Raw genomic sequence first — 15,356 nt, 5'->3', positions numbered from 1 at the left:
CAGTTTGTAGTGCTTACTCAAAAGCTATGACTGAAGATTACAAACTGCTGACTGTAGACTAAACAAAAATGAAATTCAAAAAACCTCAAACGCTTCAACAAATAGCATCAATTTTAAATATTGATTTTGTTGGTGATAAAAATTTTGAAATTCTTGGAATTAACGAAATTCACGTCGTAGAAAAAGGAGACATCGTTTTTGTAGATCATCCAAAATATTATGATAAAGCTTTAAGTTCTGCAGCAACAACAGTTTTAATCAATAAAAAAGTAGCTTGTCCAGAAGGAAAATCTCTATTAATTTCTGATGATCCTTTTCGAGATTTTAATAAAATAACCAAGCATTTTAATCCTTTTATAGCATCAAAAGTAAGTATTTCTGAAAGTGCTATTATTGGACAAGACACAGTAATTCAGCCAAATGTATTTATTGGAAACAATGTTTCTATTGGTAAAAACTGTGTAATTCACCCGAATGTTACAATTTACGATAATTCAGTAATTGGAAATAATGTAACCATTCATGCAAACACAGTTTTAGGGGCAGATGCTTTCTATTATAAAAATAGACCAACAGGATTCGATAAATTAATATCTGGAGGAAGAGTTATCTTAGAAGATAACGTGGATTTGGGAGCATCTTGTACAATAGATAAAGGAGTTACTGGAGATACAACAATTAAAGAAGGTACTAAAATAGACAATCAAGTACATGTTGGACATGATACTGTAATTGGTAAAAAATGTTTAATAGCTTCACAAACAGGAATTGCAGGTTGTGTTATTATAGAAGATGATGTAACAATTTGGGGTCAAGTTGGTACAAACAGCGGAATTACAATAGGAAAAGGAGCTGTAATTCTCGGTCAAACAGGCGTTACCAAATCTGTTCCTGGAGGAAAAAGTTATTTTGGAACTCCAATTTCAGAATCAAGAGAAAAATTAAAAGAAATGGCAGAAATAAAGCGTTTTTTAAAAGATAGAAAGAATATATAAAAATTCTTTTTTAGAAAGCGAACAAAGAGCTATTTTTGCATAACAAAATAAAATTAGAAACGAATGAGTGTTTTAGTAAATAAAAATTCAAAAATTATTGTTCAAGGTTTTACAGGTAGTGAAGGTACTTTTCATGCTGGTCAAATGATTGATTATGGAACTAACGTTGTTGGTGGTGTAACCCCAGGAAAAGGAGGTCAAGAACATTTAGGTAAACCAGTTTTTAATACAGTTGCAGAATCTGTAGAAAAAGTAGGAGCAGACACTTCAATTATATTTGTACCACCAGCTTTTGCTGCAGATGCAATTATGGAATCTGCAGATGCAGGAATTAAAGTAATTATTTGTATTACAGAAGGAATTCCTACTGCAGATATGGTAAAAGTAAAAGCTTATATCGATAATAAAGATTGTAGATTAGTTGGTCCTAACTGCCCTGGTGTAATTACACCAGATGAAGCTAAAGTTGGTATTATGCCAGGATTTATCTTTAAAAAAGGTAGAGTTGGTATTGTTTCTAAATCTGGAACTTTAACATACGAAGCTGCAGACCAAGTTGTAAAACAAGGTTTTGGAATTACAACTGCAATTGGTATTGGTGGAGATCCAATTATTGGAACAACAACTAAAGAAGCTGTAGAATTGTTAATGAACGACCCAGAAACTGAAGCAATTGTTATGATTGGTGAAATTGGTGGAAATTTAGAAGCAGAAGCTGCACAATGGATTAAGGCAGATGGAAATAGAAAACCAGTGGTTGGTTTTATTGCAGGACAAACTGCACCAGCAGGAAGAACAATGGGACATGCTGGAGCAATTGTAGGTGGAGCAGATGATACTGCACAAGCAAAAATGAAAATTTTAGCAGAAAATGGAGTTCACGTTGTGAGTTCACCAGCTAAAATTGGAGAAATGGTAGCAAGTGTTTTAAAATAAGTATTTATTTTAAACATTAAAATATATGAATTCCTGTTTATATTGAGATCACTTCAATATTTCAGGAATTTCTTTTTTATATTTGAACATCAACTAAACAATATAGTATGAAATTATTAGAAAATAAATTAGCAATAATTACTGGTGCAACAAGAGGTATTGGAAGAAGTATTGCTATTGAATTTGCAAAACAAGGCGCAAATGTTGCTTTTACTTACAGTTCTTCTGTAGATGCTGCAAATGCACTAGAAGAAGAGTTAAAAGCATTTGGGGTTGCAGCAAAAGGATACCAATCGAACGCAGCAAATTTTGATGCTGCCCAAGAATTAGCAAAAGAAGTACTACAAGAATTTGGTTCGATAGATATTTTGGTAAATAATGCAGGTATTACAAAAGACAATTTGTTAATGCGTATTTCTGAAGACGATTTTGACAAAGTAATTGAAGTAAACTTAAAATCTGTTTTCAACCTAACAAAAGCAGTTATTCGCCCAATGATGAAACAGAGAAATGGTTCTATTATTAACATGAGTTCTATTGTTGGTTTAAATGGAAATGCTGGTCAAGCTAATTATGCAGCTTCTAAAGCAGGTATCATTGGTTTTTCTAAATCTGTTGCCTTAGAATTAGGTTCTAGAAATATTAGAAGTAATGTAATTGCTCCTGGTTTTATTGAAACAGAAATGACAGATAAATTAGATGAAAAAGTTGTGCAAAGTTGGCGAGATGGAATTCCTTTAAAAAGAGGAGGACAGCCTATTGATGTTGCAAATGCTTGTGTATTTTTAGCATCTGATATGAGTGCTTACATTACAGGACAAACTTTATCTGTAGATGGAGGAATGTAATATATAAATACATTTAGTTCTTTAAATTAATTATAAAAACCTGCAACAATTTAACGTTGCAGGTTTTCTTTTTTTAGATAGTTCTTTATATCTTTCCAAATAAATAAAAATCATTGCAAACAACAACTATTTTCTATATCATTATTGCTTTATTGCTGGCTATTTCCATAGCTTTTTTCCAATATTACTACAAAGCAAAGAATACAGCAAAAGTTACGATTTTACTTTTTACACTAAAGACATTGAGTATTTTTTTGATTTTACTGCTTTTTATAAATCCAACTATAAAAAAAGAGTCTCTTATAAATACAAAACCGACTTTAGCAGTTTTGGTTGATAATTCTAAATCTGTTTCCTTTTTTAAGGAAAATGAAAATATAAAAGAATTATTAAATAATATTTCAGATAACAAAGAATTAAACTCAAAATTTAATATTGAAACATTTTCTTTTGGAAATCAATTACAAGTTTTAGATTCACTTTCATTTAATAATAATGATACCAACATTTACGATGCAATTTCTTCTGTAAATGAACTGAATAAAGACAAAAACGCGCCAGTTTTAATTATTTCTGATGGAAACCAAACCATTGGAAACGATTACGAATACATAAACTCTAAACAGCACATTTATCCAATTGTAATTGGAGATACAACAAAATATAAAGATTTAAAAATAAGTCAGTTAAACGTAAATAAATACAGTTATATAAAAAATAAATTCCCTGTTGAAGTAATTCTGAATTATGAAGGAGAAGAAACTGCAAAAAGTAGATTCTCAATTTTTAGTGGAGGAAAAACGGTATTTTCTGAAAACGTTACCTTTTCAAAAATTGAAAATTCAAAAACAATTACTGCAAATTTAACTTCAAATAAAGAAGGTGTAAATTATTACACAGCAAGTATTCGAAAAATTGAAGGAGAAAAAAATACAAGAAATAACACCAAAAGTTTTCCAATTGAAGTAATTGACGAGCAAACAAAAGTGTTAATTTTATCTTCTATTTTGCATCCAGATTTGGGTGCTTTTAAAAAAGCGATTGAAAGTAATAAACAACGTTCTGTGGATGTTCAATTGATACATAAATTTAACAATCAAATCAATGATTATCAATTAGTCATTTTATTTCAGCCAGACAACCGATTTAATAGTATATTAAGTCAGATTGTTGAGAGAAAATCTAACTTCTTATTAGTATCTGGAGCAAATACAGATTGGAATTTTATCAATAAAAAACAAGTAGGCTTTTCTAAAAAAGCAATTAATCAAACCGAGAATTACGGAGCAACTTACAACGAGTCTTTTTTAACTTTTTTTCAAAAAGATATTGGTTTTAATGAGTTTTCTCCTTTAAAAGATAAGTTTGGAGAGATTACTTTTAGCAGAGATCATCAAGATTTGTTATTACAGAATATCAATGGAGTTCAAACGCAACAACCATTACTATCGGTTTTAGAACAGAACAATCAAAAAACTGCGGTTTTATTCGGAGAAGGAATTTGGAAATGGCGTTCTTCGAGTTTTATGGATTCAAATTCTTTTCTAGATTTCGACCAATTTATTGGGAATTTGGTACAATATTTAGCGTCTAAAAAGAAGAGAAATCGTTTAGAAATTAACGCAGAAAATTTATATCCTGCAAACTCTACCATAAATATATCTGCTTTTTATGTTGATAAAAATTATAATTTTGATGATAGAGCTTCAGTAGAAATAACAATTACGAATAAGGAAACGAAAGAGGTTACAAAGCTTCCTTTTTCTTTGATAAACAAATCATATCAAGCCACTGTAGAGAATCTTTCTTCAGGAGATTATAGTTATAAAGTTTCAGTTGTTGGTCAGAATATTTCTAAATATGGTCATTTCAAAATTACAGATTACGAAATTGAGGAACAGTTCACACACGCAGATTCAGAAAAACTACAAAAGTTAGCTCAAAAAGCAGGAGGGAAGATGTTTTATAAAAATCAAACCAATATTCTTTTTAAAGATTTAATTGATAACAAAGCTTATTTTACAACACAAAAATCTATTACAAAAGAAGAAAATTTAATTGACTGGAAATGGATTTTATTTTTCGTGATTGGTTTGTTTACTGCAGAATGGTTTATTAGAAAATATTACGGAAAAATTTAATTTAAAAGTTATATTATTAACATATGTTAAAGTGTGGTTAAAGATATAGTTTTTACCTTTTTTTACTATATTTTTGTATAATAATTTCTGTTTTTGAAACAACTATTCATCATATTATTTACTTTCTTGCTACTTGCACCTCCAATGCAAGCACATACAGATATTGTTGTTTTTAATGAAGTTACAGAGCACAATTCAGATTTCGAATCGAATCATGAAGAGGAACATCATCAAAACGATTCAGACCAAGAAAAGAACAAAGAGCACCATCATCATTGCAATTCTATTAGTCTAGTAAATATCTTTTTACCTGTAGAAAATCAAGTTGTTTTTTCTGAATTTTCAGAAAATAATAAAATTGTTACCTTTTATAAAAATGCTGATTACTCTTCTTACTTAGAAACTATTTTTCAGCCTCCAAGAAATTTTAAATTATAATTGAACGCATCTTTTTACTATAAAAGATGTCTACTTATTACACAATTTTATAATTTAAAATATCAATTAAAATGATAAAAAATTTAATTATAATCCTATTTATAGGATTATTTGTCAATACAACATTGGCACAAAACACGCTACAAGTAAAAGTAATTTCAGAAGAATCTAAAGAAACCATTTTCGGAGTAAACATTCTAGTAAAAAACACAACTATAGGAAGTACAACAGATTTTGATGGATTGGCAACCATTAAAAATATAAAAGATGGAATGCAAACTATAGTAATTTCTTACGTTGGTTTCGAAATAGTTTCTAAGAAAATTATATTTCCTAGAACAAATTCATTATTAATCATACAATTACATGAAGATAAAGAGTCTTTAGATGCAATTGTAATACAATCCACAAGAAGTAAAAGAAGTATTGCTAAAATTCCCACAAGAATTGAAGTTGTTGGAGCTGAAGAACTAGGTGAAAAAGCAATTATGAATTCTGCAAATATTGCGATGGTTTTAAGAGAAAGTACAGGAATTCAAATGCAACAGACATCTGCAAATTCTGCCAATCAAAGTATTCGAATTCAAGGTTTGGATGGAAGATTTACACAACTTTTAAAAGATGGTTTTCCTTTGTTTGGTGGTTTTTCTAGTGGTTTAAGTATTATGCAAATTCCGCCTTTAGATTTGCAACAAGTAGAAATTATTAAAGGAAGTTCTTCCACTTTATATGGTGGAGGCGCAATTGCAGGTTTGGTGAATTTGATTTCAAAAAGACCAAAAGAAGAACAAGAATTAGATATTATGTTAGATTATACGTCCAGAAATGGAAAAACTGGGAATGTGTTTTATAGTAATAAATTCATCAAATTTGGTTTGACATTGTATTCTTCTGCAAATTTTCAAAAAATAGCAGATGTAAATGACGATCATTTTTCTGACATTCCAAAAGTGAGAAGTTTTAGTATCAATCCATCTTTTTTCTATTATCCGAATGAAAATGAAACTTGGAGACTGAGCTTAAATACATCAATAGAAAACAGAATTGGTGGAGATGTAGACGTGATTAATGGAAAACCAAGTGTAAATCATCGTTTTTTCGAAGAAAATAAATCGGAACGTTATGCAACGCAGTTAACCTATAACAACGATATTTCTGAAAATAAAAGTTTCAATTTTAAAAACAGTTTAAGTTATTTTAAAAGAGATTTGTTATTGCCAGACTTTCAGTTTTTAGGAGCACAATTCGCAACTTTTACAGAAGCTACTTATAATTTATACAATGAAAATTCGGATTGGGTTTTTGGAGGAAATATTATTTCAGAAAATTTTAAAGAAGATGAAACTACAACAATAGATAGAAGTTACAGTCAGTTTACAGTTGGAGGTTTTGCACAAAATACTTGGAAATTTAAGGACATTATGACCTTAGAAAGTGGTCTTAGAATAGATTATAACAACAATTACGGAACTTTTATTTTACCAAGAACTTCTTTATTTATTGAATTTAATAATGAAATTTCTTCAAGAATAGGTGGAGGATTGGGTTATAAAATTCCAACAATTTTTACTGAAGATGCAGAATTACGTTCGTATGAAAATGTTTTACCAATAAACACTAATAATTTTAAAGCTGAAACTTCCATAGGTTTAAATGCTGATGTAAATTACAAAAAGAAAATTTTTAATGATAATGTTTCACTTTCGTTTAATCAGTTGTTTTTCTATACAAAATTAGAAAATTCATTAATTTTAGAAGAAAAAGGAGCAGAGTACGAATTTATAAATGCAAATAAACCATTGAATAGCGTCGGTTTTGAAACAAATTTAAAGTTGAAATATAAAGACTTTGTATTATTTACAAATTATGCTTTTAACGATGTTAAAATGGAGAAAAACCAAAAAGCATTGACTCCAAAACACAGTTTTGGTGGTGTTTTAATGTATGAAGTTCATGATGCTTGGAGAATTGGTTACGAAGCCTATTATAAAAGTTCTCAATTCAGAAATAATAGAACAGAAACACCCAATTATTGGACCATGGGTTTTATGGTTATGAAAACGTTTAAAAACATTAGTTTGTATGCTAATTTCGAGAATTTTACTGATACAAAACAGCAAAATTATCAATCTATGATTGAAGCACCACATAACAACCCGACTTTTACAGATATTTGGGCACCAACAGATGGTTTTATATTTAATACAGGAATTTTAATCAAACTTTAAAATAAATAGACTAATAATTGCATCTTTTGAAGTAATTATTGGTCTATTTTAAAAACAATATGGGACATAATCATCATCACGATTCTTCATCAAAAAACATAGGAACAGCCTTTTTCTTGAACCTGTTTTTTACAATTATCGAATTTATTGGTGGTTTTTACACCAATAGTTTGGCAATCACGTCTGATGCCATTCACGATTTAGGAGATAGTATAAGTTTGGGAATGGCTTGGTATTTTCAAAAAATATCTAAGAAAAAACCAACCCAAACCTATTCATATGGTTTTAAACGCTTTTCGCTTTTAGGAGCAATTATTAATTCAGTTATTTTACTAATAGGCTCAGTTTTTATAATTTCCGAAGCAATTCCAAGAATTATCAAACCAGAAGCATCAGATGCAAAAGGAATGATGTGGTTTGCGATTTTAGGAATTATTGTAAATGGAGTCGCTGTTTTAAAGTTAAAAGGAGGAACATCAATAAACGAAAGAGTTGTTTCTCTACATATGTTAGAAGATGTTTTGGGCTGGGTTGCTGTTTTAATAGCAAGTATTGTAATGCAATTTTGGAATGTTCCAATTTTAGACCCAATTTTATCAATATTAATCGCTTTGTTTATTTTGTACAATGTCTTCAAAAATGGAAAAGAAAGTATTCGTATAATTTTGCAAGGAGCACCAATGGAAATTTCTGTAGATGATATTAAATCGAAAATTCTTCAAAATAATGTAATAAAAAGCATTCACGATTGCCATTTATGGTCTATGGATGGAGAATATAACGTATTTACAGCTCATTTAATTATTGAAGAATCTTTAAAAAATGAAGAAAAAATAAGGCTAAAAAGAGAAGTTAGAAAAATTTTACATGACGATTTTCACTTAGAACACATTACTCTAGAATTAGAATTATTGAATGAAGATTGTAGCTATATAGATTGTGTTTGATGAGTTTTAATCGTAAATTTGATAAAATTAAAATAAAAACAAATAAACATGGCAACAAGACAACCAGAACTTAGCTTTCCAAAAGGTGGAGTTCTTTTTATTATTATAGCAGTAATATTAGTAATTTTATTTACAAAATCTACTGTAACAATTGGTCCTGGAGAAGGAGGCGTTATTTTCGAATCTTTAGGAGATGGTATAGATACAGAAAAAACATATGGAGAAGGTTTTCATTTAATGTTACCTTGGAATAAAATGATTGTTAGAAAAGTGCGCCAGCAATCTATTTCCGATGAAATGAATGTACTTTCCGTAAACGGATTAGAAGTAAAAGTAAATGGAACGATTTGGTATGAACCAGAATTCGCAAATCTAGGAAAGTTAATTAAAACAAAAGGACAAGATTACGAACGTGAATTGTTAGATCCTGCAATTAATGCAGCTGCAAGAAGTGTTGTAGGACGTTACACACCAGAACAATTGTATTCTAGTAAAAGAGATGTTATTGAGCAAGAAATTTTAGAAGAAGTACAAACTGTTTTAAAAGATCAATACTTATCTGTAACACGTGTTTTAGTAGAAGACGTAAAGTTACCAAGTACGATTAGAATTGCGATTGAGACAAAGCTAAAGCAAGAACAGGAGTCTTTAGAATATGAATTTAGAATTTCTAAAGCAAAGAAAGAAGCAGAAAGACAAAAAATTGATGCAGAAGGTAAAGCGATTGCAAACAAGATTTTAAGTGCTTCTTTAACCGATAAGATTTTACAAGAAAAAGGAATTGATGCTACTTTAGAGCTATCTAAATCTCCTAATAGTAAAGTTATTGTAATTGGTTCTGGAAAGGACGGTTTACCAATTATCTTAGGAAATCAATAAAAATTATTAAAACTCTTTGATATTTAAAAATCTAGCTTCGGCTAGATTTTTTTTGTTTAACAAGATTTTAAGGGGATTTCCCAAAGTTGTGTTAAACAAAAAATATAGTGTAACGAATCTGTTTTAGTGGCGTCTTATTGATGTAACAAAATTAGAAATAAAAAGATTAAATATATAATTATGAAATCAACACCAACAATCGAGACAGAAAATAAAAAATCAAACCCATTAGAAATAGTTCATTCTAAAAGAGCCACTTGGAATACAAGGAGAAAGTATAACTACAAATACATTACTACTGTATTTTAGTTATTTAGTTAGTTTTTAATAGTTGATCAAGGTCAGGAGTTATGCTTCTGACCTTTTTCAATTTAAAAGTATTTAGTTTTTTTAATTTAGATATAATCTTGTTATATTTTTTTCTGAAAAAAAAATAATTTTTAAAATAGTCTAATTCTTAACTGGAATTTTATTTCTTTCAATTTTACCTTTTTTATGTGCTTTGTAGTTTTCGTAGCAATCTAAAATAGCTTCAATCAATTGTAAATCGGACGCTTTTTTTATAAAATAAGCAGAATAGTTACAATCAGTTAACAGGTCTGAAAGCTCTTGTCTATCCATTTCTAAGTATTCCATCATTACTTCTCTGTCGAATTTTCCTGCAAGCATTTTCCGTAAATCGTCTTCTTTTTTTAATTTTTGGAGTTTTTTTAACTGCTTAGGTTTATCCCCAAAGAGATTATAGAGAAAATCTACAGGCTGAAATAAGGCTGCAATAGGAGAGGAGAAGTCTTTAGCTTGTGGTTTTCCAACTTCATATGTTTGTGGTAACCCATTTATATGAATTCTTGTAAAACGATCTTTTGGAACTTGTTTTACATCAATTTCTAAAACACCAATTAATTTGGTGGATTTTATAACTACTTCTCTAACTTCTTCTGGTTTTTCAAATAGCGCAATTTCAAGTTCATTACCTCTTAATAAATCATTTGTAATTTTTAATTTTATAGAAGAATGTCCCACAAAAGACACTAAGATAGTATCATTAACTCTTGTTGGAAGTTCGAAAAAACCTTTTTCGTTGGTTATGGTTCCATTTACTGTGTTCAAATTTAAAATATGTGCAGCACTTAAAGCTTTTTTAGTTTCTGCATGGACAACTTGTCCTTTTAAAACCTTAATTTGTAGGCTGTCTTTCTGAGAAAATGTGCTTAAAGAAACAAGTAAGCACAAAATAAATAGTATTCTTTGCATATTGCAATATTAATAATAATCCATTATAGTTTGGTTAATTATTTGTGAAAGAAGTAGAATTTATGAAAAAGAATTTAAAGTTTAAAAGTGCGCACGAGAAGATTCGAACTTCCACGTTCTTGCGAACACAGCCCCCTCAAGGCTGCGCGTCTACCAATTTCGCCACGTGCGCATTACTTTAAAGCAAAAAAGCTAAGCGTTAGCTTAACTTTTTTTTTGTGACCGGGCTGGGGCTCGAACCCAGGACCCTCTCCTTAAAAGGGAGATGCTCTACCAACTGAGCTACCAGGTCTTTTTCTTAAATCGGTTGCAAATATACTATCAATCATTGGAATTAGAAACATTATTTTGAAAAATTTTTAACGATATTTGCTAAAAATTAAAATAAATGAAAATTGTACTTTTAGGGTATATGGCTTCTGGGAAATCTACCATTGGAAAAAAGTTAGCTAAGAAGCTGTATCTTAATTTTATAGACTTAGATGATTATATTTCTGAGAAAGAAAAAATGAGTATTTCTGAAATTTTTGGAACTAAAGGAGAAATTTATTTTAGAACAATTGAACACAAATATTTGAAAGAAATTCTAAATTCTGACAAGAAATTTGTGCTTTCTTTAGGTGGTGGAACACCATGTTATGCAAATAATATGGGTGCTATTTTAAATACTGTTGCAAAATCTGTTTACATAAAAGCCTCTATAAATTCTTTAGTGGAAAGATTAGTTAAAGAGAAAAACGAGAGACCTTTGGTTGCGAATCTCGAAAATGAGAAAATAACTGAATTTGTTGCAAAACATTTATTTGAACGCAGGTTCTTCTATGAACAAGCTAATTACTCAATTACGACAGATGGAAAAGAGATTTCGGAAATTGTTACAGAGTTAAGAATTTTATTACACTAAATAAGCTTTTGCTTCTTTTTTGGTAAACTCAACATGAATGTGTTCTTTTATAGAAGTTGATAGAGAAATTCCTTTAAAATCTGCTTTAACAGGATATTTTTTATGATTTCTATTAACTAACACAGCTGTTTTAAATCTTTTTAATGGAACATCTAAGAAATGCTTTATTCCGTAAATTAAAGTAGTGCCCGAATTTAAAACATCATCCACCAAAACCAAAGATTTGTTTTTGTAATCTGTTACTTCTATAGAAGTTGTAACTTTTTCTAATGGTTTTTTCTTGTTTATTTGTACTTCGCAAATGGTTACTTTTAATGATGATATTTCTTTTAGAACAGCGACAATTTTTTCAGCAAAAATATAGCCATTCCCAATAATTCCGGCTATTATAACCTCTTTTTCAGAACTATTACTTTCATATATTTGATAAGCAATTCTTCTAATTTTTTGCTGAATTTGAGTTGTGTCTAAAATTATATTACTAGCTGTTGTCATATTTCTTCAGTTGTATCTTCTTGATAATTATCTATATCTCTTCTGTCTTTCTTAGTAGGTCTTCCAACACCTTTTTTACGGTAATAATCTTTGGCAAATTTTAATAATTCTGTTTTTTCAAATTCTTCTTTAGGAGTAACATCTTTTCTGTATTGTTCTACTAATTTTGCGCCAACTCTACTTTCAGGTAAGCCTAAGACTTTAATTTGATAATTAATTTGGTTTTTTCTAACCACAATTAATTCTCCTCCAAAGACTTCTTTGGAAGGTTTTAGGTTGTTGCCATCAATTTTAACTTGGCCTTTTTTACAAGCTGTTGTTGCAATAGTTCTCGTTTTAAAAACTCGTATGCACCATAAATATTTATCTATCCTCATAAAAAAAGTTAAAATATACTGTTTGCCTTTTTACAAAGGTATAAAAATGGTAAATTGCACGCTTAAAATTAAAGATTAAAAATGAATAAAATTAAAAATATTTTTGCACTGTTAATTATAGCTGTAGTTATATTAAATTCTTGTGATGATGAAAATGGTTTTATAGATCCGTTTGCAGATTTCGATTATGAAGCACAGGCCTTAGTAGACAACGATTCTATTGTAAAATTTTTAAAGAATAATTATTACGATTATTCTGTAGACTCTGTAAAAACTTTGGTTTCTGGAAAAACTTCTTTATTTGATGATAAAGATAATTTAAAAGAGATTACCGTTAATTCTAATGATATTGATCATAAATTATATGTTTATGTTGCAAATGAAGGAGATTATGGTGCAGATCCAGATAAAGGTAATCCAACTGTGGTAGACTCTGTTTTGGTAAAATATTCTGGTTTAGCTATACTAGGTACAGAACTATCTACAACTAATTTCGATAAAAATGATTCTGGATCTTGGTTTACTTTGGTTGGTGTTATTGAAGGTTGGACAAAAGGATTTGGAGAATTTAAAGGAGGAGAATTAAAGAAAGAAGCAAATGGAGATCCTTTTAATGGACCAATTACTTATTTGAATGGAGGTAAAGGAGTTTTATTAATTCCTTCTGGTTTAGCATATCCATCTAGTAATACACAAAATTATAGTAGTCCATTAGTAAATACAAATTTACTTTTTTACATAGAATTATTAGATATTGTAAAAGATACAGATCACGATAATGATGGAACACCTTCTATACAAGAAGATGCTAATGGAGATGGAGATGTTACAAATGATTTTAGCGACACTGATAATCCAAGTTTTCCAGATTATTTAAACCCTAACATAAAATAGATAAAACAAAACTTAAATACAACATTAGAAAATGCTCTTGAGAAATCAAGAGCATTTTTGTTTTATATATATATATAATACAATTAATAAATTTTATCGTTTTATAAGATTGATTTTTAGAAGTTAATCGTTTTCTATTTAATTAAGTATAGGAAGATAAAATTAATTAGTAATTGGGTAATAAGTAGATCTTTCTATTTTAAGAATAAAAATAGGCTAAAAACTAATTTAAATCCCTATTTAAATTAGTTAAACAAAGATTAAAGCAAAAAAAAATGCTCTTGATTTCTCAAGAGCATTTTTATAATATAAAATTCCTAAATAATTATAGCTTTAAAGAAAGGCCAAAAATTATTTGATTAGTTCTATTATCTACTGAAAAATTACCATTATTGGCCGCAAATTTTGCTTCGTTTGAAGACAACCCTCTTTCCCAACGAACATCTACACCTAATCTACCTAATTCTACACCAACTCCCATTTGTAAACCTACAGAGAATTTATCAAATTCATCTGAAGATAAATCTTTAAAACTAATATTGTCGTCTATAATATATTGGAAAGAAGGACCAATAAAAGCATTTGCAAAACCTAAAAACTTTTTACCTAAAAGTACAGGTACGTCTAATTTCTTAAAAGAATATTCATTTGTAGCACTTTGTTCTTCAAACTCCGTTTTTACTTGAGTATAAACAAGTTCTGGCCTTAAATATAATCCAATAACTGGAATTTTAAAACGAGTCCAAATTCCTGCATGATAACCTGTTTTGGAATCTGCACCCTCTGCAATGTCGTTAGTTGCATTCTTAAAAGAACCTTTACCATTATTATTGTAGTTAAGACCTCCTTTTAGACCAAAGTCTACTTGAGCGTTAGAAGTTTGGCTAAATGCGAAGGCAAAAGTCAAACAGACTAATAAAATTACTTTTTTCATGATTTTCATTTTTAAATTAATTTAATAGTTTTTATATAAACCAATTTATTTTCTAGAAATTACTTTCTTTACAGCTTTTACAACAGCGTTTGCATCTAAACCATATTTTGCCATTAATTGATCTGGAGTTCCAGATTCACCAAAAGTATCGTTAGTTGCCACAAATTCTTGTGGAGTAGGAGTGTTAGTTGCTAAACATCTTGCAACACTTTCACCTAAACCACCATATTTATTATGCTCTTCTGCAGTTACAATACAACCTGTTTTTGCAACAGACTTTAAGATAATTTCTTCGTCTAAAGGTTTAATGGTGTGTATGTTTATTACTTCCACAGAAATTCCTTCTGCTTCTAATTTTTCTGCAGCTTGTAAAGACTCCCAAACTAAATGACCTGTAGCAACAATAGTTACATCTGTTCCTTCAGTTAATTGTATTCCTTTTCCTATTTCGAATTTAGCATCTTCTGGCATAAATACTGGTACTTTCGGACGACCAAAACGTAAATAAACTGGTCCATCAAAATCTGCAATAGCAATTGTTGCAGCTTTAGTTTGGTTATAATCACAAGGATTTATAACTGTCATTCCAGGTAACATTTTCATTAAACCAATATCTTCTAATATTTGGTGTGTTGCACCATCTTCACCCAAAGTAACTCCTGCATGAGATGCACAAATTTTTACATTTTTTCCAGAATAAGCAACAGATTGACGAATTTGATCGTAAACACGTCCAGTAGAAAAGTTTGCAAAAGTTCCTGTAAAAGGAATTTTACCACCAACTGTTAAACCAGCAGCAATACCAATCATGTTTGCTTCTGCTATACCAATTTGGAAAAATCTTTCCGGGTTTTCTTTAATAAATTGATCCATTTTTAAAGAACCAATTAAATCTGCACATAAAGCAACTACGTTAGGGTTTGTTCTACCTAATTCAGTTAAACCGTCTCCAAAACCAGAACGTGTGTCTTTTTTTTCTGTGAATGTGTATTTTTTCATTATAAATTTATAAAAATGTTGTGTTGTAAAATTCGACGTAAAAATAAACTTTTATTTCACTTTAAAGAAGAGAAAAGATGTTTTAGA

The 15,356-nt window shown here is 29.4% G+C and carries 16 protein-coding genes and 2 tRNA genes; 11 read left to right on the top strand and 7 right to left on the bottom strand.

The features are described from left to right. Nucleotides 1–68: 68 nt before the first annotated feature. From H9I45_RS03115 to H9I45_RS16410, 9 genes are all read left to right on the top strand, one after another. On the top strand, nt 69–995 hold the full coding sequence (locus H9I45_RS03115) for a UDP-3-O-(3-hydroxymyristoyl)glucosamine N-acyltransferase (protein ID WP_088353397.1): 927 nt from the start codon (nt 69–71) through the stop codon (nt 993–995). A 63-nt stretch (nt 996–1,058) separates the two neighbouring features. Further along, nucleotides 1,059–1,931, top strand: coding sequence for a succinate--CoA ligase subunit alpha (gene sucD, locus H9I45_RS03110; RefSeq protein ID WP_088353398.1), 873 nt, complete (start codon nt 1,059–1,061; stop codon nt 1,929–1,931). Between the two features lie 107 nt (nt 1,932–2,038). Continuing rightward, nucleotides 2,039–2,779, top strand: coding sequence for a 3-oxoacyl-[acyl-carrier-protein] reductase (gene fabG, locus H9I45_RS03105; protein ID WP_088353399.1), 741 nt, complete (start codon nt 2,039–2,041; stop codon nt 2,777–2,779). Between the two features lie 242 nt (nt 2,780–3,021). Then, nucleotides 3,022–4,920: a VWA domain-containing protein gene (locus tag H9I45_RS03100; protein WP_228455027.1), complete on the top strand. Its 1,899-nt coding sequence runs from the start codon at nt 3,022–3,024 to the stop codon at nt 4,918–4,920. Between the two features lie 93 nt (nt 4,921–5,013). Next, nucleotides 5,014–5,358: a hypothetical protein gene (locus tag H9I45_RS03095; RefSeq protein WP_140422737.1), complete on the top strand. Its 345-nt coding sequence runs from the start codon at nt 5,014–5,016 to the stop codon at nt 5,356–5,358. 71 nt (nt 5,359–5,429) lie between these two features. Beyond that, nucleotides 5,430–7,586 (top strand): TonB-dependent receptor, encoded by a 2,157-nt coding sequence (locus H9I45_RS03090; protein ID WP_088353401.1) that lies wholly within the window; start codon nt 5,430–5,432, stop codon nt 7,584–7,586. A gap of 59 nt (nt 7,587–7,645) precedes the next feature. Then, on the top strand, nt 7,646–8,533 hold the full coding sequence (locus H9I45_RS03085) for a cation diffusion facilitator family transporter (RefSeq protein WP_088353402.1): 888 nt from the start codon (nt 7,646–7,648) through the stop codon (nt 8,531–8,533). A gap of 48 nt (nt 8,534–8,581) precedes the next feature. Then, the gene (locus H9I45_RS03080; protein ID WP_088353403.1) at nt 8,582–9,412 is read left to right on the top strand and encodes a prohibitin family protein; all 831 of its coding nucleotides are present in this window, start codon (nt 8,582–8,584) and stop codon (nt 9,410–9,412) included. Between the two features lie 180 nt (nt 9,413–9,592). Continuing rightward, nucleotides 9,593–9,721, top strand: a complete 129-nt coding sequence (locus tag H9I45_RS16410) for a hypothetical protein (protein ID WP_254917173.1) — start codon at nt 9,593–9,595, stop codon at nt 9,719–9,721. Between the two features lie 141 nt (nt 9,722–9,862). Here the strand turns inward: H9I45_RS16410 and H9I45_RS03075 are convergent, their stop codons facing one another. The 3 genes from H9I45_RS03075 to H9I45_RS03065 all read right to left on the bottom strand — a co-directional run bounded on the left by H9I45_RS03075 (nt 9,863) and on the right by H9I45_RS03065 (nt 10,958). Continuing rightward, nucleotides 9,863–10,666: a carboxypeptidase-like regulatory domain-containing protein gene (locus tag H9I45_RS03075; RefSeq protein ID WP_088353404.1), complete on the bottom strand. Its 804-nt coding sequence runs from the start codon at nt 10,664–10,666 to the stop codon at nt 9,863–9,865. An 88-nt stretch (nt 10,667–10,754) separates the two neighbouring features. Continuing rightward, nucleotides 10,755–10,838: transfer RNA gene (locus tag H9I45_RS03070), tRNA-Leu, on the bottom strand. A 47-nt stretch (nt 10,839–10,885) separates the two neighbouring features. Continuing rightward, nucleotides 10,886–10,958 (bottom strand) — tRNA-Lys (locus H9I45_RS03065). A gap of 96 nt (nt 10,959–11,054) precedes the next feature. On the opposite strand from H9I45_RS03065, the gene H9I45_RS03060 reads away from it, so the two are divergent. After that, complete coding sequence (locus H9I45_RS03060; protein ID WP_088353405.1) at nt 11,055–11,570, top strand: shikimate kinase; 516 nt, start codon at nt 11,055–11,057, stop codon at nt 11,568–11,570. Here H9I45_RS03060 and H9I45_RS03055 read toward each other — a convergent pair. Together H9I45_RS03055 and H9I45_RS03050 are read right to left on the bottom strand one after the other, a co-directional pair. Further along, on the bottom strand, nt 11,562–12,065 hold the full coding sequence (locus H9I45_RS03055; protein ID WP_088353406.1) for a phosphoribosyltransferase family protein: 504 nt from the start codon (nt 12,063–12,065) through the stop codon (nt 11,562–11,564). The genes H9I45_RS03060 and H9I45_RS03055 overlap by 9 nt on opposite strands. After that, nucleotides 12,062–12,442, bottom strand: coding sequence for an RNA-binding S4 domain-containing protein (locus tag H9I45_RS03050; RefSeq protein ID WP_088353407.1), 381 nt, complete (start codon nt 12,440–12,442; stop codon nt 12,062–12,064). The genes H9I45_RS03055 and H9I45_RS03050 overlap by 4 nt, the downstream gene beginning before the upstream one ends. 81 nt (nt 12,443–12,523) lie before the next feature. Between H9I45_RS03050 and H9I45_RS03045 the strand changes: the two genes are divergently transcribed. Next, complete coding sequence (locus tag H9I45_RS03045; protein ID WP_088353408.1) at nt 12,524–13,336, top strand: FKBP-type peptidyl-prolyl cis-trans isomerase; 813 nt, start codon at nt 12,524–12,526, stop codon at nt 13,334–13,336. 325 nt (nt 13,337–13,661) lie between these two features. Here H9I45_RS03045 and H9I45_RS03040 read toward each other — a convergent pair whose 3' ends face one another. Continuing rightward, entirely contained in the window at nt 13,662–14,270 is a 609-nt protein-coding gene (locus tag H9I45_RS03040) for a porin family protein (RefSeq protein ID WP_088353409.1), read from the bottom strand. A 45-nt stretch (nt 14,271–14,315) separates the two neighbouring features. Next, a complete protein-coding gene (locus H9I45_RS03035) occupies nt 14,316–15,269 on the bottom strand; it encodes a transketolase family protein (RefSeq protein WP_088353410.1) in 954 nt (317 codons plus the stop codon). Nucleotides 15,270–15,356: the final 87 nt, after the last annotated feature.

This window comes from Polaribacter haliotis, assembly GCF_014784055.1.
GTDB lineage: Bacteria > Bacteroidota > Bacteroidia > Flavobacteriales > Flavobacteriaceae > Polaribacter > Polaribacter haliotis.
The sequence above is the reverse complement of the archived record's forward strand: the minus strand, read 5'-3'. Positions and strand labels throughout refer to the sequence as shown.

Excerpts from the sequence above, each read along its gene's own strand:
- H9I45_RS03040 (WP_088353409.1), bottom strand. The coding sequence starts at position 14,270 with ATGAAAAAAGTAATTTTATTAGTCTGTTTGACTTTTGCCTTCGCATTT.
- H9I45_RS16410 (WP_254917173.1), top strand. The coding sequence starts at position 9,593 with ATGAAATCAACACCAACAATCGAGACAGAAAATAAAAAATCAAACCCA.
- sucD (WP_088353398.1), top strand. The coding sequence starts at position 1,059 with ATGAGTGTTTTAGTAAATAAAAATTCAAAAATTATTGTTCAAGGTTTT.
- H9I45_RS03035 (WP_088353410.1), bottom strand. The coding sequence starts at position 15,269 with ATGAAAAAATACACATTCACAGAAAAAAAAGACACACGTTCTGGTTTT.
- H9I45_RS03050 (WP_088353407.1), bottom strand. The coding sequence starts at position 12,442 with ATGAGGATAGATAAATATTTATGGTGCATACGAGTTTTTAAAACGAGA.
- H9I45_RS03060 (WP_088353405.1), top strand. The coding sequence starts at position 11,055 with ATGAAAATTGTACTTTTAGGGTATATGGCTTCTGGGAAATCTACCATT.
- H9I45_RS03115 (WP_088353397.1), top strand. The coding sequence starts at position 69 with ATGAAATTCAAAAAACCTCAAACGCTTCAACAAATAGCATCAATTTTA.
- H9I45_RS03090 (WP_088353401.1), top strand. The coding sequence starts at position 5,430 with ATGATAAAAAATTTAATTATAATCCTATTTATAGGATTATTTGTCAAT.
- H9I45_RS03055 (WP_088353406.1), bottom strand. The coding sequence starts at position 12,065 with ATGACAACAGCTAGTAATATAATTTTAGACACAACTCAAATTCAGCAA.
- fabG (WP_088353399.1), top strand. The coding sequence starts at position 2,039 with ATGAAATTATTAGAAAATAAATTAGCAATAATTACTGGTGCAACAAGA.
- H9I45_RS03080 (WP_088353403.1), top strand. The coding sequence starts at position 8,582 with ATGGCAACAAGACAACCAGAACTTAGCTTTCCAAAAGGTGGAGTTCTT.
- H9I45_RS03045 (WP_088353408.1), top strand. The coding sequence starts at position 12,524 with ATGAATAAAATTAAAAATATTTTTGCACTGTTAATTATAGCTGTAGTT.
- H9I45_RS03075 (WP_088353404.1), bottom strand. The coding sequence starts at position 10,666 with ATGCAAAGAATACTATTTATTTTGTGCTTACTTGTTTCTTTAAGCACA.
- H9I45_RS03085 (WP_088353402.1), top strand. The coding sequence starts at position 7,646 with ATGGGACATAATCATCATCACGATTCTTCATCAAAAAACATAGGAACA.